26 protein-coding genes are annotated in these 24,884 nt (G+C 56.3%); 19 read left to right on the top strand and 7 right to left on the bottom strand.

What is annotated here, in order from left to right:
• Positions 1-1,336 precede the first annotated feature (1,336 nt).
• Positions 1,337-2,320, bottom strand: coding sequence for a ParB/RepB/Spo0J family partition protein (locus tag FVF58_RS43835; protein ID WP_149675842.1), 984 nt, complete (start codon positions 2,318-2,320; stop codon positions 1,337-1,339).
• Positions 2,317-3,525: a ParA family protein gene (locus FVF58_RS43830; protein ID WP_149675841.1), complete on the bottom strand. Its 1,209-nt coding sequence runs from the start codon at positions 3,523-3,525 to the stop codon at positions 2,317-2,319. The genes FVF58_RS43835 and FVF58_RS43830 overlap by 4 nt, the downstream gene beginning before the upstream one ends.
• An 850-nt stretch (positions 3,526-4,375) precedes the next feature.
• Here FVF58_RS43830 and FVF58_RS43825 point away from each other — a divergent pair.
• Positions 4,376-5,764 (top strand): replication initiation protein, encoded by a 1,389-nt coding sequence (locus tag FVF58_RS43825; protein WP_149675840.1) that lies wholly within the window; start codon positions 4,376-4,378, stop codon positions 5,762-5,764.
• Positions 5,765-6,159: 395 nt separating this feature from the next.
• Here the strand turns inward: FVF58_RS43825 and FVF58_RS53635 are convergent, their stop codons facing one another.
• Together FVF58_RS53635 and FVF58_RS43815 are read right to left on the bottom strand one after the other, a co-directional pair.
• Complete coding sequence (locus tag FVF58_RS53635; protein ID WP_246217481.1) at positions 6,160-6,489, bottom strand: hypothetical protein; 330 nt, start codon at positions 6,487-6,489, stop codon at positions 6,160-6,162.
• Between the two features lie 108 nt (positions 6,490-6,597).
• Entirely contained in the window at positions 6,598-7,146 is a 549-nt protein-coding gene (locus FVF58_RS43815; protein ID WP_149675839.1) for a hypothetical protein, read from the bottom strand.
• Between the two features lie 385 nt (positions 7,147-7,531).
• Here FVF58_RS43815 and FVF58_RS43810 point away from each other — a divergent pair, with 385 nt between their 5' ends.
• From FVF58_RS43810 to FVF58_RS43795, 3 genes are all read left to right on the top strand, one after another.
• Positions 7,532-8,140 carry a VirB8 family type IV secretion system protein gene (locus FVF58_RS43810; RefSeq protein WP_149675838.1) on the top strand — a complete coding sequence of 203 codons (609 nt, stop codon included), beginning with the start codon at positions 7,532-7,534 and terminating at the stop codon, positions 8,138-8,140.
• A 261-nt stretch (positions 8,141-8,401) separates the two neighbouring features.
• Positions 8,402-8,866, top strand: a complete 465-nt coding sequence (locus tag FVF58_RS43800) for a hypothetical protein (protein ID WP_149675837.1) — start codon at positions 8,402-8,404, stop codon at positions 8,864-8,866.
• 240 nt (positions 8,867-9,106) lie between these two features.
• Positions 9,107-9,559, top strand: a complete 453-nt coding sequence (locus tag FVF58_RS43795) for a hypothetical protein (RefSeq protein ID WP_149675836.1) — start codon at positions 9,107-9,109, stop codon at positions 9,557-9,559.
• A 118-nt stretch (positions 9,560-9,677) separates the two neighbouring features.
• Here FVF58_RS43795 and FVF58_RS43790 read toward each other — a convergent pair whose 3' ends face one another.
• A complete protein-coding gene (locus FVF58_RS43790) occupies positions 9,678-10,208 on the bottom strand; it encodes a hypothetical protein (RefSeq protein WP_149675835.1) in 531 nt (176 codons plus the stop codon).
• 592 nt (positions 10,209-10,800) lie between these two features.
• Here FVF58_RS43790 and FVF58_RS43785 point away from each other — a divergent pair.
• From FVF58_RS43785 to FVF58_RS43740, 11 genes are all read left to right on the top strand, one after another.
• Entirely contained in the window at positions 10,801-11,661 is an 861-nt protein-coding gene (locus tag FVF58_RS43785; protein ID WP_149675834.1) for a VirB8 family type IV secretion system protein, read from the top strand.
• 15 nt (positions 11,662-11,676) lie between these two features.
• Positions 11,677-12,795, top strand: coding sequence for a type II secretion system F family protein (locus FVF58_RS43780; RefSeq protein ID WP_149675833.1), 1,119 nt, complete (start codon positions 11,677-11,679; stop codon positions 12,793-12,795).
• 59 nt (positions 12,796-12,854) lie between these two features.
• The gene (locus FVF58_RS43775) at positions 12,855-13,145 is read left to right on the top strand and encodes a hypothetical protein (protein WP_246217480.1); all 291 of its coding nucleotides are present in this window, start codon (positions 12,855-12,857) and stop codon (positions 13,143-13,145) included.
• Positions 13,142-14,377, top strand: coding sequence for a hypothetical protein (locus FVF58_RS43770; protein ID WP_246217479.1), 1,236 nt, complete (start codon positions 13,142-13,144; stop codon positions 14,375-14,377). The genes FVF58_RS43775 and FVF58_RS43770 overlap by 4 nt, the downstream gene beginning before the upstream one ends.
• A gap of 117 nt (positions 14,378-14,494) precedes the next feature.
• Positions 14,495-14,989, top strand: a complete 495-nt coding sequence (locus tag FVF58_RS43765; protein ID WP_149675832.1) for a hypothetical protein — start codon at positions 14,495-14,497, stop codon at positions 14,987-14,989.
• A 378-nt stretch (positions 14,990-15,367) separates the two neighbouring features.
• Positions 15,368-15,922, top strand: coding sequence for a hypothetical protein (locus tag FVF58_RS43760; protein WP_188131138.1), 555 nt, complete (start codon positions 15,368-15,370; stop codon positions 15,920-15,922).
• Between the two features lie 10 nt (positions 15,923-15,932).
• Positions 15,933-16,100, top strand: coding sequence for a hypothetical protein (locus tag FVF58_RS51985; protein WP_188131137.1), 168 nt, complete (start codon positions 15,933-15,935; stop codon positions 16,098-16,100).
• A gap of 113 nt (positions 16,101-16,213) precedes the next feature.
• Positions 16,214-16,438 (top strand): hypothetical protein, encoded by a 225-nt coding sequence (locus tag FVF58_RS43755; protein ID WP_149675831.1) that lies wholly within the window; start codon positions 16,214-16,216, stop codon positions 16,436-16,438.
• 163 nt (positions 16,439-16,601) lie between these two features.
• Positions 16,602-16,796 carry a hypothetical protein gene (locus FVF58_RS43750; RefSeq protein WP_149675830.1) on the top strand — a complete coding sequence of 65 codons (195 nt, stop codon included), beginning with the start codon at positions 16,602-16,604 and terminating at the stop codon, positions 16,794-16,796.
• A complete protein-coding gene (locus FVF58_RS43745) occupies positions 16,796-17,623 on the top strand; it encodes a hypothetical protein (protein WP_149675829.1) in 828 nt (275 codons plus the stop codon). The genes FVF58_RS43750 and FVF58_RS43745 overlap by 1 nt, the downstream gene beginning before the upstream one ends.
• 70 nt (positions 17,624-17,693) lie before the next feature.
• Entirely contained in the window at positions 17,694-17,990 is a 297-nt protein-coding gene (locus FVF58_RS43740) for a hypothetical protein (protein ID WP_149675828.1), read from the top strand.
• 194 nt (positions 17,991-18,184) lie between these two features.
• On the opposite strand, the gene FVF58_RS43735 is transcribed toward FVF58_RS43740, so the two are convergent.
• Entirely contained in the window at positions 18,185-19,126 is a 942-nt protein-coding gene (locus FVF58_RS43735; protein ID WP_149675855.1) for a LysR family transcriptional regulator, read from the bottom strand.
• A 106-nt stretch (positions 19,127-19,232) separates the two neighbouring features.
• On the opposite strand from FVF58_RS43735, the gene FVF58_RS43730 reads away from it, so the two are divergent.
• From FVF58_RS43730 to FVF58_RS43715, 4 genes are all read left to right on the top strand, one after another.
• On the top strand, positions 19,233-20,744 hold the full coding sequence (locus FVF58_RS43730; RefSeq protein WP_149675827.1) for a CoA-acylating methylmalonate-semialdehyde dehydrogenase: 1,512 nt from the start codon (positions 19,233-19,235) through the stop codon (positions 20,742-20,744).
• 521 nt (positions 20,745-21,265) lie between these two features.
• Positions 21,266-21,700, top strand: coding sequence for a MarR family winged helix-turn-helix transcriptional regulator (locus tag FVF58_RS43725; RefSeq protein WP_149675826.1), 435 nt, complete (start codon positions 21,266-21,268; stop codon positions 21,698-21,700).
• 238 nt (positions 21,701-21,938) lie between these two features.
• On the top strand, positions 21,939-22,385 hold the full coding sequence (locus tag FVF58_RS43720; RefSeq protein WP_149675825.1) for a tautomerase family protein: 447 nt from the start codon (positions 21,939-21,941) through the stop codon (positions 22,383-22,385).
• 78 nt (positions 22,386-22,463) lie between these two features.
• Positions 22,464-24,089 carry an MFS transporter gene (locus tag FVF58_RS43715; RefSeq protein ID WP_149675854.1) on the top strand — a complete coding sequence of 542 codons (1,626 nt, stop codon included), beginning with the start codon at positions 22,464-22,466 and terminating at the stop codon, positions 24,087-24,089.
• A gap of 112 nt (positions 24,090-24,201) precedes the next feature.
• On the opposite strand, the gene FVF58_RS43710 is transcribed toward FVF58_RS43715, so the two are convergent.
• Entirely contained in the window at positions 24,202-24,591 is a 390-nt protein-coding gene (locus FVF58_RS43710) for a tautomerase family protein (protein ID WP_149675824.1), read from the bottom strand.
• Between the last annotated feature and the right edge of the window lie 293 nt (positions 24,592-24,884).

The following is a 24,884-nucleotide window of genomic DNA, read 5'->3' as shown; positions in this document are numbered from 1 at the left end:
TGCTTAGGAATGACCAACGCCCCTAGCGGCCATCAATAAGGACGATTCGAGCCTTCGATTTTTCACCCGTACAGCGAACTCCACCTCCCCAGGAAACGGCTACGGCCGCCCCGCATCGACTGCGGCGGCCGGCAATAGAGCAGAAATCAATTCTGGGCTCATGCAGGGGCCTTTGCTGCTGCGCGGGGTGCCAATCGCCTAGTTGACGATCGTTCGGTGCGAAATCGTCCCGATTTGCGTCTCTGCCATGGCTACCTTCATGGCCCAAGGCTCGCTCAAAACCGCCTAGGTCGGAAGAGTGCACACTCCAAGTGATTGAAAATCAGAGAAGCCGTCCGCTTGTCGTGTCCCAACTTGGGACACGACGCCAAGGGGTCAAAGAGCGGCGAAAATCGGGAGCGGGGTAGCATTTGGCGCGGTTTCCTCCCGCGTGGGCGAGAGACCACAGCTTGCGATCTGCGAGAGATTTCCTGCTCAACTTGTATCGGCTTACACCTTTCGCGTCATCGCGCAACCGGCCGCGACCCATCGCCCGCGCGAAGCGTGTCCCAAGTTGGGACACGCTCCGCGATAGTGTCGCGGCCCAAAAAAAACGGCGCCTCGTGGGCCCCCTTCCCGTTCAGCGCTGACGCCGCTTCTCCTCCTCTGCCGTGAGCATACCTGCTCTGATTTTTACCGTGAATCCCACAGCGCCTTTCGTTATTAACCACGCCTGCTTTCCCGCAGCGACCTTCTCAATGCTACCGATGAGCGTGCAGTCCTGGACCAATTGATGCGTTATTCGAAGCCCCGTGGTCGGTGGACGTGGGGTGAGCATTGAGATGGCTGGATCGAAAATCCAAGATTCGATGCGTCTTTCGTGAACACCACGATGGCGTTTGTCATTCCCGACGGAAAAAGAGCGCTTCTGCAGCTGTTCCGGATGCGACCCACGACCAATGACCCTAGTTGGAACGATGCGGCGATCGCGTCACTGGCGTGGGCCGTCGTCACGACAAACGGGTTATTCGAAGCCGAGACATGAACCGGGGAGAGCCGACTGTTGGTGGCGGCAGATCAAACAAAGGTGTCAGCGCGGCGTGTCCCAACTTGGGACACGGACTCAAATCGTCCGGAAACCCGTGGAGCGCGTTTTCCCCTTGCGGAGGGAGGTGAGCCTACCCAAACAGCGTAAATGCCCTGCCGACACAGCCGAACTTGCGTCGCCACGTGATGGCCTTGCCTATTGCTACTTGTCGCCCGTAACGAGAACAGTGTCCAAACTTGGAACACGATCAGATCCCAAAATCCTGACGATAAAAAAAGGTGCCTCTTTGGGCACCTTTTACTGTTCGCCTCAATCGGCGCTACCACCGCTTACCGAAAAAAGCTCTGATATGAGCCTACGTATCTGCTCCTCCTTCTCTGCCGTGAGCATTCCCGCTCTGATTTTCACCGTGAAGCCCACCGCATCTTTCGTTATCGACCCTGCCTGACTTTTTCCCGCAAAAATCTTTTCGATACTACGGTCACTGAGGCCGCGCGACCCATCAACGCCGCTCTGGATAGCCTGCTTGATCGACCTAGCGAGTTTCAATTGATCGAGGTCCCCTGCTACCACCCTTGCCCACATCTCTCTAGCAACGTCGACCGCCTTCGGGTTCTTGTCGCGCAGGATTGACACTAAGCCCTCCGCTGCTGTCGCGCCCAATAGCCTAGGCTGTATATCCAGATCTTTGATCACAAAGTCCGGAAGGTCAGCAAACGCGAGGAAGCGATAGAGTTCCGAACGAGAGAAACCCAAAGCCTCCGCCATACGCTTTCTGTTGGGAAATTCTTTCTCAGTGCTGCGGATAGAACGAGCGATCTCATAATCCGACAAGTCATCGCGCACGATGTTTTCCACCAAGGCCAACATCGCCATCTCTTCATCAGAAAGATCGATGATGACAGCCTTGATCGTCTCCTTACCGATCATCTTGTGAGCTCGCCACCGCCTTTCGCCCGCAACGATCTGGTGGCCGCGCGCAGCGCGGCGAACAATGATCGGCTGGACCAACCCTGCTTCGCGAATTGATTCCGCAAGTTGTGTCAACTTCGCTTCGTTGAACACCTTCCGAGGTTGCCACGGGTTTGGAACAATCTCCGAAACGTTCACGTCCGACGCCGTACCTGCTTTCTCGAGCGCGACAATTCGCTGTTGCGCCTGGGCCAATGCGCCGGCCATCCCCGGCGCGGTTCTAGGGCTAGTGGGCTTCTCTTGCTGCTGGTCGAGTTGGATGTCCTTCGCGGCTCGAACTTCAGCAGTCTTGCTCATCATGCGTTCACGCAAGTTGCTCATTGCCCAGCCCTCCATTGCGCGACATATTGGTCATCAATCCATTTGCAGTAATCCAGGAGCGGTTGCTTGACCCGAGCTAGCGTCTTCGCGACAGCATCGGAACGGGAAAGGTCAAAGACCGTCGAGAAGGCCAACGCGCCGTTGCTCATAACAGAACTCGCCGGGACCTCGGTTGCATGCAACCAATCGCCGTATGCTCGCTGCGACCAGGAGCGAACAACGGGCGCCGAAGACGTCGTTCCATAGTCCACACGTGACAGCAGGACAGAGATGAAGTCGTACGTTTTGTCGACCTCATGCTCCACAAACCCGTGCGCGACCTCAGCGAACAGTGACCAGAAAGATACTGAGGAGATAAAGTCCAAGCTTTCCGGGACTAACGGCATAACCATCGAATCAGCTGCCATAAGACCATTAAGGGTCATGTAGGACAGGGACGGTGCAGTATCCAGAATGATGTAGTCGTACTGGGCTCGAAGTGGTTCGATTCCCTTGCGAAGCACCGACCAGAACTCGAAGCCAGGGTTAGTCTGTTGGGCTGTCGGAAGATGGAACTCCGCGTCGTGCAGGTAGTTGTGTGCAGGGATGACATCCAATCCATCCCAATAGGTGCTTTGAACCTTCGACGCAAGGCCGCCCTCAATCTCCGGGTCATAGATGAACGGGAGGACGGTGTCCTCCCAGGTCACATCTTTTTCGGCATACAGACCGCATAGTTCCGAAAGAGATGCTTGCGGATCGAGGTCAATGACAAGTACTTTGCGACCACGCAAGCTCAAACCCTGCGCGATGCACATTGTTGTTGTGGTCTTACAAGAGCCGCCCTTGAAGTTCGCCGTGATCAACACGCGCCCGCGATGCTCCCGAGTGCCGGTGACGAGTGGAGTCTGATATACGTCGGATACCTGCTGTACCCACGTCCGTACGTCTTTCAGAGAGAAAATGCGCGCCCTTCCAGTACCATGAGCCATACCCGGCGGAAGTTCCCCACCTTCCTTGGTCGCCAGGTAATTGATCTTCTGGCGGTCGATGCCGCAAAGCTCCGCCAATTCCCCGATCGTGAACACGGGAGGGTTCTTACGAGGTCTCGGGGCCAGAATTTGGTCGCGCAGCTCATTCGCCATGACGGACAGACGTTCGGCAAACTCTCCCAAGTTGGAGAGCTTTACGCGCCGGTCGATCCCGGGCAATTCGCTCAAATTCATTTTCCAGTTCCTATGTTCTATCGACGGTGAGACGATTTCTTCACGCTCACCGCCTGTTTTTACGGTTTTTGTTGGATAACGCATCGAACCGTAGAATACTCAACGCGGCGGAGAATTACCATTGAAATCTGGGAACGAAAGCTACCTTAACCAAACAATTACCTTTTATCCTTTATATTCAACGGCTTATCGTGCAGGATGAAAGAAAATGTTCCGCTGGTAACCCAATAATCCAAAGAGAAAGGAGGGTGCACCAGCCTCTGCATGTCCCATCTCCAACACAGAACACCTCACCTTAGCGCGTGCAAAGCGGCGCTATCTACTCTCCATTTCTGTGCGACACACAATTTGCCTCACCTTCAATCGGTCTCCATCTGACGATCTTTTGGCAAAAAACCGTCATCCGGACGAACTAACGACGCTGCCGGTCGAGGCAAAGTTCTCGCGCCGTTGGCTGGCAGCCAGTCAGCTGGACCCTGATCGTTTTGTTCGCTGTGCACTCTCCGGTGGTTAGTGTTTATTAAAAAACAAAACCCACGAACAACTAACGTAAGCACGCAACTCTATAAAAAACAAATAGTTAGGACCGCAAGGTGAGGCGAATTGTGCCAAAGGTGCTGTTAATTGAGCGTCAAGGTGAGACGTTTACCACTGGAAGGTGAACCAAATTGATCCGCAAGGTGAGGCGTTTTGGCGCTGATGGTGAGGCGAATTGTGAAGAGCGGCTCTGCAAAGGTGAGGTGTTCTGTGTAGGTCACTGGGCAAGGTGAGGTAATCTGTGTTGACGTGGCACCTTCACATCGGTACCGTACCGCTCCAGATATCTTTCACCACGAGCTTTGGGGGCCGTATGACGACAGCAGGGCAGGTAGCCACATCGCGGCAACTGGCCTTAGCTCTGTTCGACGACGCCACTGGCCAAGACTTACCGGTCGACACAGCGCGGTCCGACATTGGCTTCGCGAGAAAGAACGTTCTCATCCGCATTATCGATCTGGGGGTTGCCGCTCGACGTCTGATCGATGCGGCGTATTTCATCGTTGCTCAGGACGAACAGGTACGTGATCTGTATGACGTTGAGCTGGACTACTTCAAGTGGCTCATGCGTTACTCGAGTCGCAACAACACGCATCTCGAGCAGGTCATCACCGAAGCCCAACGGGCATTGATCCAAGCGACTACCGCGCCTGACGCCGATGGCGATAAGCCCTTTGGCTCAGTGCAACTGATCGGACGTATCTCGTACTCAGGCGGCCGCTTCCAGTTTCGAGTACCCCCCGATCTTGTAGGCATCATACGTGGCCCGGGCAAGTCGCATTGGCTTAGCCTGCGCATTACGTCTCTCTTCACTCTCAGCTATGCACGTGTCATGTACGACCACTTGCTTCCCTACGCCGATGAAGGAGAAACGGATTGGCTTACTCTCGATGAATTGCGTTTGTGGCAAGGTGCAATGGGTGCCAAGGCAAACGAGTTCAAGTATTTCAAACGAGATTGGCTAGTACCTGCCATTGACCAGATCAACGAAGTCTCTGACCTGAGGCTCTCGTATGAGACGCGCAACGAGCAGGGATCCCGGAAAATCGGCCGCCTGAAGTTTCGCATCGAGCGCAAGGAGATGGCTGAGCGCATCCTTCATACCCACGAGCAGGCGCAAGCGATCTATCAAACGTTGAAGCAGGAGTTCGGGCTGTCCAGCGCTCAACTCAACCAGATTGCTGCATCGCGCGACACATACAACGATGAACGATTGGAACAGGCGATCGAGCGGACGCGGTTTAGCTTGAAATTGGGCAAGGTGTCGAAGAGTCCGGCAGGTTTCTTCATGAAGGCATTGAAGGACGGGTGGATCATCTCAGACGCCGAGCGACAGATGGTTGAGATCCAGGAAAACCTGGCCCTGACAGAACAACGCGAAGTCGAAGTGAAAGAGCGGGCCGCGAATAGGGTGGCCTTGCGGGTCGCCGCCCAGGACGTGCGTGCTCAAGACCAAAGGGGCGAGGAAGTCCGGCGCGGATGGGAAGCTTATGAAGCCGCCGGGTCTAAACAGCGAGATGATTGGTGGCGAACCTATAAAGCTAGCCCAGCGGCCAAGCTAACCCTGCGCAGGCTTGGAATAAATCCGACTATCGACCTGGCGGAGTCGACGATCGAGAAATTTCCTGACCTTAGAGACGGATTTGCGGGCTACGTTTTCACCAAGGTCAAATCTGTTAAACCCAAAGCCGACGGAGCATAGTTGACATCCTCCCCGCCCTAAAGGACGGGAATTTCTACGGGTGCTCGCGCACCTTCGGCGGGTTCCTGCTTCACCGAGCGGCCCGACTGCGCCATCCCTCCACAGGCCATCACGGCATGTTCTCCAGCTAGAACGTTGATTGCACCGAGGTGGTCGGCGTTGGCTTCGTGCGGGCACTGGACGCATGCAAGCGACCGTTTTGCGATTGCGATTGTCTGCCGAGACGTACCCACAACATGGACAGGTTCGGCACGACCTCGCGCCCCGTTAGGATCGACACGAACCACTTACGCGCGCACTGATACGGTCGCGCTGCGAACCTCGCCGGGCACGATGCGGCTTTTGCGGTAGAGCAGCCTCCGAGCTTCGGCAGGAAAGCGCGGCCGTTCCCTCGATCAAACGATCTGCTTCGGGTCCGGGTAACGGAAGTTGTCCGAAGCAAGGCTCTTCCATTTGAACGCCAGAAACCCGGCGGGCTTTCCGAAGAAGATTCCGAGCGCGCGCTCCAGGTCCTTCAGCGCCTGTTGCTGGGTATGCACGGACGCATCGCGCATCCATGTACGCTCCGCATCGTTGCGCCATACCGTGACCCATTTGCACATGCCCGCAAAGCTGACAAACTTCCCGTCTTCTTCAGGATTCTTCTGCTGCGCGAACTGGCGCATCTTGCGCTGCTGTTCGCCCATTGGCATCAGTTCGTATTTGAAGGCCTGGAGTCGTTGCATGAATCTATCGTATCAGCGATTACAGGGACGCCTGCGACGTCCGCGCTATCCTGAAGGACGGTTCTTGCCGCGCACTGGGTTAAAAATGGGAGTTGCCAGCGGCCGCTTTCATCTCAGCGAGAGCAACTGCATCGCGAGTTCAATGTGCATCTCGAGCATATGAAGTTGTTTTCTAAGCTTTGCTATATTGGGGGAGTACAGGCGCAGGTAGTTTTCATTCCGATTCGCGACTAATCGCACTTGCTCGTTTCGTTGTTCACCGCTACTGCCGATGCTTCCAGTATGTAGTGCTGTCAAGATCGAGCGGATCGTCAGGTCATTTCGAACGCCAAGGCGTCTCGCGTTTTCGAGCAACTTCGGCTTGCCGATCTGCTGAGCTATTTCGTCGAGAGCGGTCGCTGTCCGAATTGAAATTTGACGTTCTCCGAAAACACGGGCAATCGCCTGCGGCACCCGACTGGCCTTAAGGCATCTCGACACCTGGATCACTGATTCTCCGATCCCGGCTGCCAAGGCCCTCTGAGTCGGCCAAACGCCGTCCGTCAGCAATTGTTCAAAGAAGCGGCCGCGCTCAACCAGTGTCGCACGTGATTCACGCATCTTTTGGAATCTCGCACTTGCCATGGTGCGGCGATTCCGAATTTCAAGTTCCGACATTTCCAACGGGTGCTCCCTCCCTTCAATTCAACAATAAAGAAATCGACCAACCGGTGTTGTTTGTACCCACCGCCGCAGCAATTCGAAAAGGAGCCTGAGCCGGATCAGGCCACTCGCGCTGGACGATCCAATAAATTCAAAATGTTATAAAAGACCATGCTGTGATACGGGGTTATATCGCCTCATTCTACTTAGACAACGCCATTGTCAATCCTCGAAAGCTATCGATTTTGCTGAATCTTTCTGGGTTAAGAGCCTTAGCCGGCTCCAACTGACGGGGATGTGAACGGTGCGTCTGAAAGTGGGCGCAAATCGCCTCTCTTTTGCATGACTGACTGCCCCTTTGGCCTGATTGAATTGAGTCGGCCAAAATGGATCGACCGTCATGCGCTTATTCCACAACAAAAAACAGATTGCTCTCTCTACCGCGCCTGGCGGTTACTCACAGGAAGACCCAGAGAAGATCATCTTCGACATGGGCGCGCGTCTGCGCGCCGAAGCCAACCATTGGAAAACGTTCTGTTTCATCCTGGCATTGGTCGCGGGCGGAGCGGTCTACACGCGTAATCCACCGCCGTCTGTCGTCAAGGCGTATGGCGTGAACTCGGACGTCAACGGTCACCCGGTCGTTACGCAACTTGCGGCCTACAAGCCGGACGATCAGGCAATCCGCACTTCGCTAAAGGAAGCGGTCGAGCGCTGGTGGACGATCGAACCTGTTCTGACAGACGACATTCAGACTTCGCGCATGGCGAAGAGCATCAATGGCGTGAAAGCCATGATGGTCGGCAATGCACGCAACCAGTTCGGCGACTGGATCAAGGGTGACGCGCCGTTTCAGGCCGTCACGCTGAATCCCAAACTGGTGCGGGAGGTGCGCGTCACCAACGTAGCGCTGCTCGAGGACTCCACCGGCGTGGTCGAGTTCACGACGAGTACCACGCAGTCGCCTACTACGACGCGTTGCGCACGATCTCCGTCTGCGCTCGCATGAAATCGTTCTGCAACCGGCCCGGCGCAACATCCCTGGCCGCGTTTCGCTTCGCACGGAGACCCTGTTCGTCGACGTGCTGGACCATCAGTGCCAGCAGCGTGTGGCGTTCAGCTTCCGCACTCGTCGCGGTCGCGCGGACCTGACGGGCGGCGGCGAAAACTATGTGCCGATCGAACAGATCGAATCTGTGCACGGTTACGCGTCGTTTCTCGAAGGACTGCGTCTGGCTGGTGGCATTGACACTAGTTCGGGAGATCGCCGATGAAACTCGCGAAAGTAAAGGTTGAATACACCGGCGGCACAACGAGCACGGAGCGGGTGACACTCGACCCGGAAACGGGGAAGGTGACGTTACCCCCGCGCCTCCAGGCGTTGTTGAAGACGATGGATGAGTCGGAATGTTCACCGGCTTTCGGCCTCTATTTCGACGGATTCGTTTTGCCCGTCCGGGTGCTTGCCGACGGCTCGTACGGTGTGGACCTGCCGACCGAGCCGCAAGCGGGTTTCCGTCGTCTGATGAATTCCATTACTTATCCATCGAAGGATCAGCGACAGCAGAATGCCCGGTATCTGCATACGCTGTCGGCCGCATCACTCGCCGGATTCGTCGGTTTCGTGCACGCGGCCTCAACTCCCGATTTACCGACAATAGCGGAGGCCGTAAGCCTCATCGTAGTTGGAGTAATATTGTGGTATGTCGGATTTCTGGCTATGAAAGGAGATTGAAATGACTGCAAGTATCATCACTCTCGTGTTGGGCGTGTCCATTGCAGCGTTCTTTCTCTGGACAAACAACAACGGTATCAAGCGTGATCGTGAACGCGAATGGGGCAAAACTGATTAAAGACGTGGCCTAGTGCCGCGTTCCTGACATGGAGCCGCATCCTAGAGGGGTGCGGTTTTTTTTCGTCTATACGACCATCTGACGCGCCTTTCGGGGCGCGTTTTTCTTTTGGAAACTCAAAAATGCAACAAGCTTCCCTGAACCTGGCCTCCGCCAGCGCCGTTCCAGCCGCTCCCGGCGTGGGCGCGGTCCCCGGTCGCGAGCGACTCGATACTGAAGGCAAGACTGTCGGCGATGTCTACAAGGCCCTCTGCAAGGCGTTGCACGGCACCGAGCTTGAACCCGAATGGCTCGCGCCAGCGAACACGCTGGACGATGCCGATGAGGCTACAAGCGGAGCACGTCTGGCGAGACTCTGGCCTGGCGACAGCGTATGGAACCGGCTGGCCGTGTCCGTGGACATCGGCCGGTCTGAAGGCTGGATTGTCAATGTTGACTGGATCTTTCGCACAGAGACGGCGGAGTCGCACCGGCGGGGCTACGCAGTGATGCCGATGCTGCGCGCCAAGGTCTTCTCGTCCAGCCACGCATGGGATCTCGCGCGCTTTATCGCCTACGCGCTGGACGTCGCTTAACCCTTTTCTTATCACTGCGCCTTCCGGCGCTTAACCCTACGCGGGCACTCGGCCCGACAGGGAACGATTGCCCGATGCTTTTCTCCGGAGCAATCATGTACCAACTTTCCTTCGCTGGTCACACTCTCTTCCTCGGAACGCTGCTCGAAGTGCTGGCAGTTTTCAGAACCGATTCCCGCCTTTCGCCCGTTGAGTCCTCCGAGATCGCTTTGCTGCACGGCGGCCACCTACCCCCTTTCAGGCCATCACCGTACGTTTCAGCGAGCAATAGAGGTTTGTAATGTTGCGTCGAGCGTTCGAAAGCAACCTCACCGCAAACAAGTGACGTCAGATCCGCCCGTGACTTCCCCGATGGATCTACTTTCCTTGCGCGAGCAACAAGTGTCGACACCCCCTCGGTCTTCGCAGCTTTCAGGAGTTTGCGCGCGGTGCGATTGACGAGCCCAGCTTCGTTGAAAATCGCGAGTATTTCTGCTGGGAGTTCGGAAACCGCGACTGCTTCGCGAATTCGCGCAAAACCGATGTTCATGTTGAGTTGGGTCGCCAGCTTTGTCGCTGCTTCTCTGTACGAGTTCCATTGGACGCCGTACCCAGCGTGATAAAGCGCCGCGAGACGGAGAGGGTCAGCGATAATGCGTTCGGTGTGCATGGTTCGGGTTCGCGAGTAACGGACGGAGTATCCGACAGAGTTGTTCAACGAAAGCACTGAAAAGACGCCTGAATACAGGCTGTTCCGTGCCACAAGTTCGTCGACTCATTTGATACCACCGGCCGACTCAGTCAAGCCCGCTAATCTTTGCCATGTGCGCCAGGAAACCGCCCGGTGATAAGCAAGAATCTTCTTGAAAATAGGTTCCGGGTCCAATGGTTTTGCCGTACCGACAAATAAACCTATGACGTGCTGTACTTTTACACTGTAATAACCACCTTGGCCTGCGCAACTTCGTAGGCTCTTGAATATAAAGCAAAATGTTCTTTGGCTTACTGTAGCCAATCGTGCAACCGTGCCGCAATTGGCTACATATGAAGATCGCCTACCATAGCGTGTGGTTGTGCGCCCCGAGAAAAGAGACCAAAAAGAGCTCTCATTCTGCGAAAGCGGCCATAACGCGTAATGACGTCGTGATCCACGCACTCATGCACAACGTCCAAAGTAAAAAAGGCACCTAAAACTCTGTGCCTTTCCCCTCAAATAGCGCCTTAGAAATTGTTCCAATGGTAGCCATTCATCAAGGGTTGCCATGCGTATTTTCAGGAACAAGCGTCGGGCCGCGCTATCCACGGCCCCCGGCATGTATGCCGAGGAAGATCCCGCTCAGGTGATCTTCGAGACCAGCACAAAGCTGAAGGTTGAGAACAACCGTTGGGTGCTCATGGCATTCGCATGCGCGGCCATCGCGGCCGGAGCAGTGTGGACCCGGCAGCCACCGCCGTCGGTTACGAGAGTTGTCGGCGTGTCTGCCGATGTGAGCGGTCACCCGGTCGTGACCGAGCTCGTCGCGTACAAGCCTGACTCGCAGGCAATCCGCACAAGCATGAACGACATGGCGGTCCGCTGGTTCACGATCGAACCAGTTCTCACGGACAGCCTTCAGACGTCGCGTATGTCGGCCAACATCAACTCGGTGAAGGCCCAGATGATTGGGGCTGCCACGGACCAGTTTAAAAACTGGCTGCGCGATGACGCACCGTTTCAGGCAATCACGGCCAATCCAAAACTGATCCGCGAAGTCAACGTGCGCAACATCGCGCTTCTCGAGGATCAAACCGTCCTCGTTGAATTCACAACGACGACCTCGCAGGCCGGGGCGACCGGTAAGGTCGCGGGGGGCACAAAGCGGCCGACGCTTGTGGCCGAGCTTTACCGCCCGACGCCGGAATTTCGCGAGCGGATTTCAAAGCGCGACTGGAGCGGTGCGCGCGCCGTGTGGCGTAGCGAGCGTACGAGCACGTTCGATAACGAGGACATGACGGGAAAGACCCTCTATGAACACGCTCTTTTCAAGGTTTCGCGCGGGGAAATCGACCCACAATTCATCAACCGATCGATGCAGTCGTTCGCGCAATACCGCGTGATGCCGGGTGCAGACGGAAAACTCTAACGAGGTCGATGCGTCATGTTCAGTTCGTTGGTCGGCATGCTCCCCGAAGCGACACAGATGCGCATCGCGCGGTGGCGTTTCCAGAGTGTGCGCGAAACCTTCTACAAGGAAACGCGCCTCGATATCGAGAAGAAGGGACTTCGTGACGTTGAAACCCTGCGTGAACGTCTCGAAACCTATGAGAAGCGCAATAAGGCGCGTGACCGGATTGAATGGAAGGTGTTTGCTCGGGTCCGCGAACGCCTCGTGAAGGGCGACTCGTTTTCCGCCGCGATCAAGCCGTTTATTCCGGGTGACGAATACACGCTGTTCGACATCGCTGACGAATCGACGCAGAAGGATGCGGTCGTCCGGGGTTTCGAGCTGGCCGAGATGGCGGCGTTCGCGAAGCGTACGCTGTCGTCGCAGACTGCGCTTCAGGTGGCCTACCCGACGTTCCTGCTGGTCTACCTGTACGGTTTTTGCATGATGTTCGGTGGCCTGATCTATCCGCAGGTCACCGAGATAAAGCCACTCGAACAGTGGCCTGACGCCGGGCGTTTGCTGTTTCATATCGACACGTTCGCCTACGAGTACTGGTGGCTTTCGGCTTCGGTGGTGATTGGGGCGATCGCAGCGTACTTCTATTCGCTGAAGCGCTGGGTCGGTCCGGTGCGCAACCGGTTCGACAAGTTTCCGCTGATGTGGCGCAACCGGCGCGATATGCGTGCTGCGTTGCTGATCGTGTCGTTGGCGGGGTTGTTCGACTCCAACCTGACGTTGCGCGCGGCGATCAACCGGGTGGCGAAATCCTCTGATCCGTGGATGCGTTGGCACCTGACCACCATGAGCAAGCGGCTGACGCAGCGCCCTGATCAGCCGATGCGCGCCCTTGATACGGGCATCTTCTCGGAAATGATCGTAGACACGATCACTGATGCATCCGGACGGGATCAGTTCGAAGCGGCGATCAAGTCGCTTGGGCGTGACTCGCTCGAACGCGTGGTCGAAGCCGTAAAGCGCAACGCGCGCCTTACGCACTACATGCTGCTTGGTCTTGCGGTCGCACTGTTTCTGTTCATCGGTGTCGGGTCGTACATCGTCACCGGCGCCGTGAACATGAGCGGCGGCATTCCGGCAGTAGGCGATCAGTAAGCGCTCGTTCCGTAGTTATTTTTTGCCGCGTTCCGCGGCCTGAACTTTGGGAGATTTTTATGCGACAAGACAACACGAAGGCATTCCGTCTGCGGCTGATCCGGATGGGCCGTCGTAAAAGGCAGTCCGGCGAGCTCTCGTTGATTGAGGCCGGTGCGTACATGGCCGGTGCCGCACTTCTCGCGATAGCGGTGATCAAAGGCGGGGCGTACGTGTACACGCTGATCAAATCGCAACAGTTCACGAGTGAAGCCCAGATGTTCCATACGGGCATCCTGAACGCCACGCAGAATGACGCGGATTTCTCCGGTGAGACACTGACAACGCTTGCGACGAAGCGAAGCAGATGACACGCGCAACGCTTCAAGCCGCGTTGTCGGGCTTGATGACGGAAGGGCAGACGAAAGCCGCCCATTTCGACACACTCACGAAGCAGGCTGCCGTGGTTGATCAGGTTCCCTGTGTCGGTCACGCGATGCACACGAATTGTCCGCTGCTCACGCAGGCATTGCATGCGCGATCGCAGGCAGACGTGCAACGGGTGTCGGTGTCGGAGCTTCGGGCGAAATATCGTGAGAAGAAGGCCCAGGCCGATGAGCTCGCGCCGGTTGTTGCTGAACTGGCGTTAAAGCGAAGCGAACTGAAGGTTGTCACGGAAGCGGTAAGCGCTTCGCGACGGACCTTGCAGGCCGCGACTGAACTCGCTGCGAGCAAGCCGCTTCTCGATGCTGCTGTAGCCGGACTGGACGCCGCGAATGCGGAACTCAGGACGGTTGCTGAAGAGAGCGCCGCGCGTACTGCCCGATTCGAGTCTGAAAAGGCTCGTATGACCGCAGAGATGACCAGACTCCACGAGGAATCAAAGCAGCTTGCGGCCGTCGACGTGACGGCAGCAATTGTGGAGACAGACCGGAAACTGGTGGCGAACCGCGAGTCTGTTGCAGCGCTGGACGGGAAGATCGAAGCATCGATCCGCTCCCAGACGGTACTGCAGGCAGAAGCGAATGGTTTGGGCGCTGACCTTGACCGCTTTTCGGCTACGCAACTGCGCGCAGATCGTCTTTCCGATGAGATCGCGCAGTGGAAGCTGCTTGCCAAGGGTCTGGGCAACGACGGCGTCATCGCCCTGACCATCGACGATGCTGGACCTGCTTTGACCGATACCGTCAACAGGCTGTTGCTTGCGTGTTACGGGATGCGGTTCACGGTGGAGATCCGCACGCAGCGCGCGCTGGCAAGTGGCGAACTGCGTGAGGGCTTCGAAATCCTCGTGCATGACGCTGACGCCAACAGCACGAAGTCTGTATCCGTGATGTCGGGTGGTCAGAAGGTCTGGATCAACGAGTGTCTGACGCGAGGCATTGCGTTGTACCTCGCCCAGAACACGGGTCAGCCGTATCAGACCCTTTTCAGCGACGAGTCCGACGGTCCGCTTGATCCGCAGCGCAAGCTGCAGTTCATGCGGATGAAGCGGGAAGTGCTGCGCGAGGGCGGGTATCAGCGAGAGTTTTTCATCTCACAGACGCCTGACCTTGTCGGCGAAGCCGATGCAATCATCGACGTCGAGGCGCTAGCAGCCTGAACGTCTCTTTCTCTCAACCCTGTGGGGAACGCCCCCACAGGGGTGTTTTCTCGCCGTTTCAACACCCTACGGGACACGCCCCGTAGGGGCGTGCTCCGTACTTTTCCGGAGCATTGCATGAGCATACAAACTAATACTGCTGAACCCGGCACCTTGTCGCTCGAATCTGCCAATCAGAAACCGTGTTTCACAGACCTTGAACAGTTCATCAAGATCTCTGCTGAGTCGATCGGCGCACTGCGCAAAGTGGATACATTTCGCGTCATCAGTTCGTTGCGGTCAGACAACATCGACGGCGCAACAAGGAATGACCTTGCGACATTCATCGCAGCAATGCGGCCCGATCTCGTCGCAGAGGTCGCGGATGTGATGCGTGAGGAATACCCTCAAGATGGGTGGACGGTCGACTGCGAAAAAGCGCGGCAATCTCCCGTGATTAAACTGGCGGACGGTTACAACGGACACACCATTGCTTTCTTTTCTGACCCGATCGAGGTGGACGGCGGGGCTGTCAAGCTCCGATGTGCGGAGCCGGGCAAGGAGTACATGACTGCATGGCGGGCGATGGCTGAGGTGACGGCTGCGCTGGCTGCGCAGGGCGGCAATCGGTGACGTACACCGGAACTTCCGTGAGTGGATGACCTTGCAAGCGCTCCAACGGGCGCTGAGCCGGCGTGTCATCGATCAACCTGTTACCGGCCCGCCGCGCGCTCCGTCTGGAGCATTCGGCGGGCTTTTTTTTATGCTGGTTGCAGTATCACGGTCGCTCTGTCCGCTTTGGAATGCGAACAACCCCATCGACCGAAACCGATGGCAGAAAGACACCATGATTTGAGTATCTTTAACGTAAGCAAGCCGAGGCGATTCGCTTACTCTAAGGAAATTCACCGCGCCACAGGCGCATCGACTGGTCCGGCAACGGACCTTTTTCGTTTTGTCCCTATGGGAGCTTTCTCCCACGGGGAGGGCTCTCGTTCAACTGGAGCCTTCATGAAGAACATCCCTCACACACCGCGCTACCGCTCCCGCTCTTGGGAACATGTCCGCCGGGCATCCACGAGAGGCCTGCCTGCAGATTTCGCGCGTCACTTGCGCGACGTCGCCCGTCCCATGCAGATTGCCTACCACCGTCTCATGGCAGCGTTTGACGGTCACCCGGCAGGGATTGAGTGCCGCATCAAGGACCGCGACTCCTGGGCATTCGTGCTTCCGGATTCGTCTGGCGTAAAGGCGTGGCGCATTCAACAGTTCGATCAGGACGGATTCGTTGGCCATCTATGCTTCGACTCCATCGAAGAGGCGGTCGAAGACATGCTTCGCATGGGCTATTGCGTGACCGATCCAGGAGCGTTAGATCGCGTCGGATCGACTAACCGTTGGGCGGTAGGAGTACGTCGTGCGGCGATCATGCAAAAACATCAGGAAGGTCTGATCAGCTATCGCCAGATGTTCGAAGAGCTATCGGCCTTTTCAAAGCATCCCTCGACATCCCCTGCCAGTAGGATGGTCGCATCTCCGGCGACCCACCCAAAGTCCTGTTCTTGAGGCGTCGAACATGAACACTGCACAGCGAATCAAAGCGGCCGCAATGCGCATGCAAGACGCGGGCGTAATCATCGATTCCGAAGCGGTCGGCGACCGGTTACACATTGACGCGCGGTCGTTGGAAGGCATTCCCGACGAAGGTGTGTTCTTTCTCGAAGCGAAGCTGCCGCAAACCTGATTTCGGAAGCTCAAGCCTACGCCGAAGGTGTCACGTTCGACGAAGCGTTAGCGTTCGTCATCGAAGGGTACCTGGACAATTACAAAGAAGACGCGCCGCGCAAAGCGAACACCGTGTGCGAAGCCATCAACGCCGAATTCTGGTGCGGTCTAAGCCCAGAAATTGCGGGCATTGAAGCCGACTGCGTTGTTGGCGAGGCCGTCGTCAAGTTGCTGACTGACGTTCATGCGATTTGCACGCGCGTCTACGCGGAAGACGGGGGCGCGATGGAGCCGCACTACGTCTTGCAAATGAAGCACGTCGCGCTTTGTCAATGCAACTGTTGGTATTTCGGCTAGTCGTCCTCGACTTCCTTGCCGGGGAGTCGAGGCCCTGCGGGATACGTGCGGCGGCTTTTGTATGAAGACGTTTCACGCCAGTTAAGGCGTTAGCTGTTCATCTTTTTACCCCGCGGGTAAGCGATCCCGCAGGGGTCGCTCCGCATTCACTTGTGGAGTTACTATGTTCGAAGCAGCAATTCTTGGCGCATATCCCGCACAGTTCGAGACGGAAGCTGAAGCGATGAAGTACATCGAGGGTCAGCAGACGTGTCCGAATGAAGTTCGTCCGTGGGTGCGCAACATGAAACGGGCGACGGGAGAGAAGGAATTTCTCGTCATCGGTGGCGGACCGACTCCCGGCCGGGGAGCAGCGTGATGAGTGCGGCGCTTACCGAGCCGAGCTGGCTTTCGGCGTATGCGGCCGGTCAAAAGCAGGGATGGGCACAGGCTGTCATGGCCTACGCCGACTACTACTGCGTTGACGGCAGCGCCGATGACGATCCCGATATCGAGGAACGTCTGATCATGCATCGCCCGCCGATGGTGGGCTACGCAAGCCGTACGGGCACGCGTCGCAATCTCGCGGCCCTTTCCGATGCGGACTGGCGTCTTCTGGTCTCGGCCAAAGGCGAACATCGCACAGAGGGTATGCGCTATGCGATTGATAACGGCGCGTGGACTGCGTATCAGCGTGGCGAGCCGTTCGATGAATCCGCGTTTCTGGCGGTCGTCGAAAAGCTCGGCGAGCGCGCGGACTGGATTGTTCTGCCCGACATCGTTCAGGGCGGCCTAGCATCGCTCGAGTACTCACTGCGCTGGAAGGAACGCCTTCGCGGCATGCCGTCCCAACTGCTCATCGCGGTGCAGGACGGAATGCAACTGGACGACGTCGCCCGATTGCTGTCACCTGTCGTTGGAATTTTTATCGGCGGATCGACAGCGTGGAAAGAGGCGACTGCTGAAGCGTGGGGATTGCTTGCCCGCCGGCGGAACTGTCATCTCCATGTTGGGCGGGTCAACTCTGCGCGGCGCATTCACATCTGCGCCGCGGCAGGCGCCGACAGCTTTGACGGCAGCGGCCCAAGCCGCTTTTCGAACGCGTTGCCACGTCTGGATCGCGCAACCCGTCAACCTGATCTTTTTGCGGCGGCCGACCAGTCGCTCGAAGAGGCGAAGGCTGCAAGTTTCGGTCTGACGTTGTAGTCGCTTTTTCTCTTAAACCCTTTCGGGAGTCGTCCCGAAAGGGCGCTCCCGTTTTTTCTTGGAGCACAAAATGGAACGTGGCATCTTCATCCTGATGGAGCGCGCGATCGCGTCGATGCAGTCATATATCGAGCGCGGGTATATTCTTGCGACCGGACTAAGCGGCGGCAAGGACAGCACGTGCGCGATGGTCCTGATGCTTGAGGCGGTAAGGCGGTCGAGTCAGACCAAACCCGACGGTTCGATAAAGTCTCCTAAGCATCGACGTGTGCATATCATCCGCGAGGTTATCGATCGGCACTCCGAGCAACTTGCGCGATGTCACTGCGGAGGACGTCGTCGCGTGAACTCGCAATTTCGTGAGTGAAGCGATTCATCGTCGAAGCGTTAGCGCCGGTGACGGACAAGACTGGTTGGCAGGTCGGTTTTGTGGATCATTGCGGAATCTAGGAATTCTGTTTTTAAAACAGTTTTACTAACTTATGTGAACTATTTTCACCCTGTGCCTGTAATGCCGATACAAGGCAATTGCTCATCGGAGCGCCACACTCAAGTTCAAAATCATAGAACGAATCCGTCCGCAAAACGCGCTCGAAGATGGTTCACGAAGAGCGCTACAGCGCGAGGAACGTGCGAGGAGTACGGCCGTACGATGTAGAGTTGCTCAGCAAATGCCCCTGTCACTCGCCACTCAGGTAGCACGACGGTGAGCTTGCCAGCCTGCACCGCCGCCTGTGCAGTGAAATCGGGAACCAGCGCTATCCCGAGCCCTTCAAGTGCCGCGTCTCGGAGCGTCTCACTGTTATTGGCCGAGAATGGCCCGTTAACCGATAACGTCACACCATAACCCGGTCCCTTTCGCGTCCCTTTGCGCTCAAATGACCATGCTGGCTCCCCGGTAGTACGCGGATAGAACAGGCAGTCGTGGTGTGCAAGATCTTCCGGGGATTGCGGCGTACCGCGCTTGCGCAGGTACGCACGCGAGGCCACGATAACGGAATATGTCGAGCACATTTTCCAGGCAACATGCGTTTCCGGCGCCTCGGAGCTGTGGCGGATCGCGAGATCAAATCCTTCCGCCGCAAGCGACGCGATTCTATCGGACACCTCAACCTGAACACGAACTTCGGGATTGGCTGCAAGGAAGTCGGGCAGCTTGGGTACGAGCTGCTGACGTGCAAACGCGACTGGCGCTGTTACCCGTACAAGTCCGCGCGGCACGCCAGAAAGCTCCCTCACCTTAGCGAAGCTGGACGCGATCTGTGCATACTGGCTTCTCGTACTGTCCACGAGTTGCTGTCCCGCTTCTGTAAGGCGGACGCTACGCGTTGTTCGCTGGACTAGTGATATTCCTGCCGCTCGCTCGAGTTCGGCGATGCGTTGGCTCATTGCCGCTTTGCTGACACCAAGCCGGCCGGCCGCCGCTGTGTATGTTCCCTGCTCGGCGAGCATGGTCAGCCAGTGCAGATGGATCCAGAGATCCTCGATGCTTTGTGCGTCCATACGGTGATTGTTCATCCCTCAAAACATTGATTTCAATAGTACCTGCTTTCGCTGGATATGAACGCCTCCTACACTGACTTCACACCAAAACCCTGGAGACACAGCAATGCAAGCATACGCAGACACCAGTGACGTTGGCCAGTTCATTAACGGCGCCAGCGTCGCCGGCACTGGCTCGCGAACCCAATCGATTTTCAACCCTGCCACGGGCGCTCGTGCACGGAGACTTCTTCTGGGCGAAGCTGCAGACGTGGAAGCAGCAGTCGCCAGCGCACAAGAAGCGTTCCCGGCATGGAGCGACACGCCTCCGATCAAGCGCGCTCGCGTCATGCTTCGGTTCCTCGAGTTGATGAACAAGCACCGTGATGAACTTGCAGCCATCATCACGGCAGAACACGGCAAGGTATTTTCTGATGCCCAAGGCGAAGTGTCGCGCGGCATCGATGTCATCGAGTTCGCTTGCGGGATTCCGCAACTGCTAAAGGGGGACTATACGGAACAGGTCTCAACGGGCATTGATAACTGGACTACGCGCCAGGCACTGGGCGTTGTAGCAGGCATCACACCGTTCAACTTCCCGTGTATGGTCCCGTGCTGGATGTTTCCAGTCGCTATCGCAGCAGGGAACACGTTTATTCTCAAGCCTAGCGAGCGCGATCCGTCGGCGTCACTCTTCATGGCGGACCTGCTCAAGAAGGCCGGGCTGCCCGACGGCGTTTTCAATGTGGTGCAGGGCGATAAAGCTGTCGTCGACGCTCTCCTCGTACACCCTGACGTGAAAGCGGTCAGCTTCGTCGGCTCGACACCGATCGCGAACTATATCTATGAGACAGGTGCGAAGCACGGCAAGCGCGTCCAGGCGCTCGGCGGTGCCAAGAACCACATGGTGGTGATGCCCGATGCAGACATCGAAAAGGCGGTTGATGCCCTGATCGGTGCCGCATACGGCTCGGCCGGGGAGCGGTGCATGGCAATCTCGGTCGCGCTCCTTGTTGGTGATGCTGCAGAAAAGGTGATGCCACTCCTTGAAGAACGCACGCGCAGCCTGATCGTCAAGAATGGCATGGAACCGGATGCCGAGATGGGCCCCATCGTCACGCAACAGGCTCTCGAGCGTATCGAGGGCTACATCGCGGAAGGCGTTAAGGAAGGCGCTACTCTCGTCGTCGATGGCCGCGGTTTGGAGGTCTCCGGTCACGAAGACGGTTTCTTCACGGGTGGCACGCTGTTCGACAACGTAACCCCCGATATGCGCATCTATAAGGAAGAGATTTTTGGGCCGGTACTGGCGTGCGTTCGCGTCAAGGATTTCTCTGAGGCTGTTGAGCTGATCAACGCCCACGAATTTGGAAATGGTGTGGCCTGTTTCACGAGCGATGGTCACATCGCCCGCGAGTTTGGACGTCGAATTCAGGTGGGCATGGTGGGTATCAATGTACCGATTCCGGTGCCGATGGCATGGCACGGTTTCGGTGGCTGGAAACGAAGCCTCTTTGGCGACACGCACGCATACGGCGAAGAGGGCGTGCGCTTCTACACGAAGCAGAAATCCATCATGCAGCGCTGGTCGGAAAGCATCGAGAAAGGTGCGGAATTTGCGATGCCGACGGCGAAGTAAGACCACATCGCCCCTTTTTGTCAAGTGGTAGTTCTCACACGGCGTGCTTTCCGAGTGGAAGATACGCCGTGTGAGTCGCGCAGCTCCTCGCAATCTGGCGTGTCACATTGCACAAATGCGCTGTCCAAACCACTGGGCGACGACCTTTTTCGTAACTCAAATTCCGACTATTTCATCACAAAGCGGGAGACTTACACGCCATCAACCGGGCGCCTATGCGTATTGAAGCGGGTTCAGACAATGCGCTTTGACTGCCCCCCGGACCGCAACCTCACGGCATTCGGATTCGAGATTTATGCAACGGCTGAATATCGAGACGCCAGTGCCAATTGGGATGACAACGCGGGGAGAAGGCACGATCAGCTAGCGGGCGGGTACAAGGTGACTCAGCAGTCAGCGGCTGTAACTTGACTTTTGGTCGATCGGATGTCAATTTAGTCACGAGATGGATGTATATGCATTCTTTTTAGACCGAGCGACACGATGCGCCAGACCATCAATACGAATAGGAGTCCAACTTCATGTTCACTGACTGTTACTGTACCCAATTTCGACGTTCGGCCAACCAGTTGACGGGCATCTACGACGAGGCACTCCGTCCGGTTGGCTTGAAAATCACACAGTTCTCGCTCTTGCGGGCGCTAGAGCGTCTCGGAACAGCGACCTATAACGAGGTCGCGGCCGAGGCTGCGCTAGACAAGACCACGATCTCCCGGAACCTGAAGATCCTGATTAACGCTGGTTGGGTCAGTGTCAGCGTCGATCCGGAACAGGATGCCCGATATCGATTAGCCCGGTTGAGCAAAGCAGGAGTCAAGAAGCTGCGCAGTGCGGAACCGTATTGGAGTGTCGCCCAGCGTCGCGTCGAGGATGGCGTTCAAGGTTTCCTAAACGGCCCCGCGAACAAGGCACTTCTTGATGCGTTGGAGACATTACAACGCGTCGCACTCAGGTAAGGGAGCATCAGGGAATATCCTAATCAAAGCACGCTTAGAAACGGTTTTTTGCGTATTGACTTGTGCATTGCACCGTATAGGATGCATCTACAACTACTTGATGCCACGCACCAAGCCATCCCAAACGGGATTATCCAGACAAATAGTTGCAGCTACATCTTGATGTGATCGATTCCGAAGCGGTAACAGTCTCGGAAGCATCACCCCCGGTTACACATTCTCATCGGAGACTTGAAAAATGCCTACTTACATCGTATCCGCAACGCAAGACCTCCTGACGCCTGATCTCAAGAGGAAGGTTGCCAAGGAAATTACTCGCGCCCACAGCCAAGCAACGGGTGCGCAGGGCTTTTTCGCCCAAGTCGTTTTTACTGAAATTCCAGGCGGCTCACACTTTATGGGCGGAGTCGAAATCAACAAGCCGCAAGTATTCGTTCACGGCCACATCCGTGCCGGTCGCACGGAGGAGCAGAAGAAGCGCTTGCTTGCAGACATCACCGAGTCGATCCACACCGTGACGCACATCGAGAAACGGTTTTTGTGGACCTATATTTCCGAGTTGCCGCCAGCGAACATGGTGGAGTACGGGCAGGTTTTGCCGCAACCTGGCAAGGAAGCCGAGTGGCTTGAGTCGCTGCCTCCCGAAGATCGCGATTACCTGCTGAGCTTGAGCAAGGCGCAATAACGCACGCAAACGACTGGAAAAATCTGGTAGGAGACGCCCTTGAACACCTCAGCCCTTCCTCTGCAAGAGCGACGTCGGATGACTTCCGACGAACGCAAGATCATATTTGCTTCGTCGCTTGGCACTGTCTTTGAGTGGTATGACTTTTATCTGTATGGTTCTCTTGCAACTGTAGTCGGGAAGCAGTTCTTCTCTGGCGTGAACGAAACGGCAGCGTTCATTTTCGCGCTGCTAGCATTCGCCGCGGGCTTCGCAGTGCGCCCCTTTGGCGCGCTTGTGTTTGGGCGTCTGGGCGATCTCGTAGGCCGAAAGTACACGTTCCTCGTGACTATTCTGCTGATGGGGGCTTCAACTTTCCTGGTCGGCGTTTTGCCGTCGTACGCGAGCATCGGTATCACGGCCCCGGTAATGCTCATCGTGCTCCGGTTGGTTCAGGGGCTCGCACTCGGCGGGGAATACGGCGGCGCAGCGACCTATGTGGCCGAACACGCACCAGCTACAAAGCGGGGTGGATACACAGCGTGGATTCAGACCACAGCAACGCTTGGGTTTTTCCTTTCGTTGCTGGTTATTCTCGGGACCCGTTTGATTGCAGGCGAGTCAGTCTTCGCCGACTGGGCATGGCGCATCCCGTTCGTATTCTCAATAGTACTCGTTTCGATTTCAGTGTGGATTCGACTCACACTCAGCGAATCGCCGGTCTTTCTCAAAATGAAAAAGGAGAATGCGACTTCGAAGGCGCCGATCAAAGAGGCGTTCGGTGAGTGGAAAAACCTGCGCCTCGTACTGATCGCACTGTTTGGCGTAGTCGCGGGGCAGGCTGTGATCTGGTACGCGGGACAGTTCTACGCACTCTTTTTCCTGACGCAGACGCTGAAGGTTAATCCGGTGACGGCGAACCTCCTGATTGCGGCCGCACTACTGATTGGCACTCCGATGATTGTGCTCTTTGGTGCGCTGTCAGATCGCGTTGGCCGCAAGCCTGTTATCCTCTCCGGGTTTCTGTTGGCGATCCTAACGTACTTCCCGATCTTTCATGGTCTGACCATGTTTGGAAATCCGGCGTTGTATGCCGCGCAGGAGAACGCCCCCGTGACGGTTGTCGCGGATCCCAGCACCTGCTCATTCCAGTTCAATCCAGTCGGTACATCGAGCTTTACAAACTCGTGCGATATCGCGAAGTCATTTCTTGCTAAGTCGGGGGTGAACTATTCGAATCAGGCCGCTCCAGCAGGCACCGTCGCCTACGTTCGTGTTGGCGATACGCGAATCGACAGCGTAGATGCTGTCGGGATGGAGAAGATAGTGGGCGCCAAGCAAATCAAGGATTTTGAAAGCAAGCTTGGAGCTGTTATCAAATCCGTCGGTTATCCGACAACATCCGATCCAAAACTCATCAATTATCCGATGGTGCTGTTGCTTCTCGTTGGACTGGTTCTGACTGTTGCAATGGTTTACGGTCCAATTGGTGCGACGCTGGTCGAACTATTTCCTACGCGTATCCGCTATACGGCGATGTCACTGCCTTACCACATCGGTAACGGCTGGTTTGGAGGCTTTTTGCCTACGACTGCGTTCGCGCTGGTTGCTGCGACTGGCAATATCTATGCTGGTGTGTGGTACCCGGTTGTGATCGCGGCTGTTTCTCTTGTAGTAGGATTTTTCTTCCTGCCGGAAACTCGCTTGCGCACCATCGATGACTAAGTTATCAAGCCCGTGAATAATGCTCAGACTTAGCGAGTCATAGAGGAACTCCCGGAACCATCATACATTGGTGATAGCGCACACAGTAGTGGTGTGCGCTTGTCGCCAATACTCAAAGTTCGCCAGTCAGGAACTGTGCGACTCCGTGGCCAAAGCTCCAGTCTTCATCGGAATTGATGACGAACGACACTACAACGTCACTCGGCGCGATGTCGCAGTGTTTCTGAAGCAGATGCGTGAGTTCCCTGTAGAACATCTGCTTCGCGTCCGTGCTTCGAGGCCGGCTGATCACGGTCAGCATGACCATATTATCGGTACGCGTAATGCCGAGGCCGGTATCTTCAATGATCAGGTGCGATGCACGATGTTCGCTGACGACTTGATAACGGTCGCCTTCCGGCACCTGAAACGAGTCAACAACGGCGCGGTGTGCTGCGTCCAGCATTGATGTGATTTGGGCTTCACTGCGACCTTCAAGAATGTCGAACTTAACGAGCGGCATAGTATTCTCCTGATAAAAGTGAGAGGTCGCTGAATTCGCTAACCGGTGAACCCAGTTTATTTCTACTGATTCCGGAATTAAATAGCTTTTGTGATAAATCATTGTTCACAATGATGAACAATGATTGGACTGTTGGCTTGCTCTACGCCAATCGAACTGCACGCGCGCATCAAGGAACGATTGAAGTTGAATCCGACGCGCGCGGGACGGTATTTACGGCAAAACTGCCCCGGCCGTTGTGAGGCGGTGGTCCATCGTCCGCCGTAGCGCACCGTCGGCGAAAGACCGTTTTG

The sequence above is a fragment of the Paraburkholderia panacisoli genome, from assembly GCF_008369935.1.
Classification (GTDB): Bacteria; Pseudomonadota; Gammaproteobacteria; order Burkholderiales; family Burkholderiaceae; genus Paraburkholderia; species Paraburkholderia panacisoli.
Note: the sequence above shows the minus strand (reverse complement) of the source record. Positions and strands in the feature narration are given on the sequence as shown.

Coding starts and splice junctions, on each gene's coding strand:
- FVF58_RS43825 (WP_149675840.1), top strand. CDS start 4,376: ATGACGACAGCAGGGCAGGTAGCCACATCGCGGCAACTGGCCTTAGCT.
- FVF58_RS43740 (WP_149675828.1), top strand. CDS start 17,694: ATGGAACGTGGCATCTTCATCCTGATGGAGCGCGCGATCGCGTCGATG.
- FVF58_RS43810 (WP_149675838.1), top strand. CDS start 7,532: ATGCGCTTATTCCACAACAAAAAACAGATTGCTCTCTCTACCGCGCCT.
- FVF58_RS43765 (WP_149675832.1), top strand. CDS start 14,495: ATGAGCATACAAACTAATACTGCTGAACCCGGCACCTTGTCGCTCGAA.
- FVF58_RS43710 (WP_149675824.1), bottom strand. CDS start 24,591: ATGCCGCTCGTTAAGTTCGACATTCTTGAAGGTCGCAGTGAAGCCCAA.
- FVF58_RS43730 (WP_149675827.1), top strand. CDS start 19,233: ATGCAAGCATACGCAGACACCAGTGACGTTGGCCAGTTCATTAACGGC.
- FVF58_RS53635 (WP_246217481.1), bottom strand. CDS start 6,489: ATGCAACGACTCCAGGCCTTCAAATACGAACTGATGCCAATGGGCGAA.
- FVF58_RS43775 (WP_246217480.1), top strand. CDS start 12,855: ATGCGACAAGACAACACGAAGGCATTCCGTCTGCGGCTGATCCGGATG.
- FVF58_RS43795 (WP_149675836.1), top strand. CDS start 9,107: ATGCAACAAGCTTCCCTGAACCTGGCCTCCGCCAGCGCCGTTCCAGCC.
- FVF58_RS43735 (WP_149675855.1), bottom strand. CDS start 19,126: ATGGACGCACAAAGCATCGAGGATCTCTGGATCCATCTGCACTGGCTG.
- FVF58_RS43745 (WP_149675829.1), top strand. CDS start 16,796: ATGAGTGCGGCGCTTACCGAGCCGAGCTGGCTTTCGGCGTATGCGGCC.
- FVF58_RS43725 (WP_149675826.1), top strand. CDS start 21,266: ATGTTCACTGACTGTTACTGTACCCAATTTCGACGTTCGGCCAACCAG.
- FVF58_RS43760 (WP_188131138.1), top strand. CDS start 15,368: ATGAAGAACATCCCTCACACACCGCGCTACCGCTCCCGCTCTTGGGAA.
- FVF58_RS43720 (WP_149675825.1), top strand. CDS start 21,939: ATGCCTACTTACATCGTATCCGCAACGCAAGACCTCCTGACGCCTGAT.
- FVF58_RS43790 (WP_149675835.1), bottom strand. CDS start 10,208: ATGCACACCGAACGCATTATCGCTGACCCTCTCCGTCTCGCGGCGCTT.
- FVF58_RS43800 (WP_149675837.1), top strand. CDS start 8,402: ATGAAACTCGCGAAAGTAAAGGTTGAATACACCGGCGGCACAACGAGC.
- FVF58_RS43780 (WP_149675833.1), top strand. CDS start 11,677: ATGTTCAGTTCGTTGGTCGGCATGCTCCCCGAAGCGACACAGATGCGC.
- FVF58_RS43785 (WP_149675834.1), top strand. CDS start 10,801: ATGCGTATTTTCAGGAACAAGCGTCGGGCCGCGCTATCCACGGCCCCC.
- FVF58_RS43830 (WP_149675841.1), bottom strand. CDS start 3,525: ATGAATTTGAGCGAATTGCCCGGGATCGACCGGCGCGTAAAGCTCTCC.
- FVF58_RS43815 (WP_149675839.1), bottom strand. CDS start 7,146: ATGTCGGAACTTGAAATTCGGAATCGCCGCACCATGGCAAGTGCGAGA.
- FVF58_RS43715 (WP_149675854.1), top strand. CDS start 22,464: ATGACTTCCGACGAACGCAAGATCATATTTGCTTCGTCGCTTGGCACT.
- FVF58_RS51985 (WP_188131137.1), top strand. CDS start 15,933: ATGAACACTGCACAGCGAATCAAAGCGGCCGCAATGCGCATGCAAGAC.
- FVF58_RS43770 (WP_246217479.1), top strand. CDS start 13,142: ATGACACGCGCAACGCTTCAAGCCGCGTTGTCGGGCTTGATGACGGAA.
- FVF58_RS43750 (WP_149675830.1), top strand. CDS start 16,602: ATGTTCGAAGCAGCAATTCTTGGCGCATATCCCGCACAGTTCGAGACG.
- FVF58_RS43835 (WP_149675842.1), bottom strand. CDS start 2,320: ATGAGCAACTTGCGTGAACGCATGATGAGCAAGACTGCTGAAGTTCGA.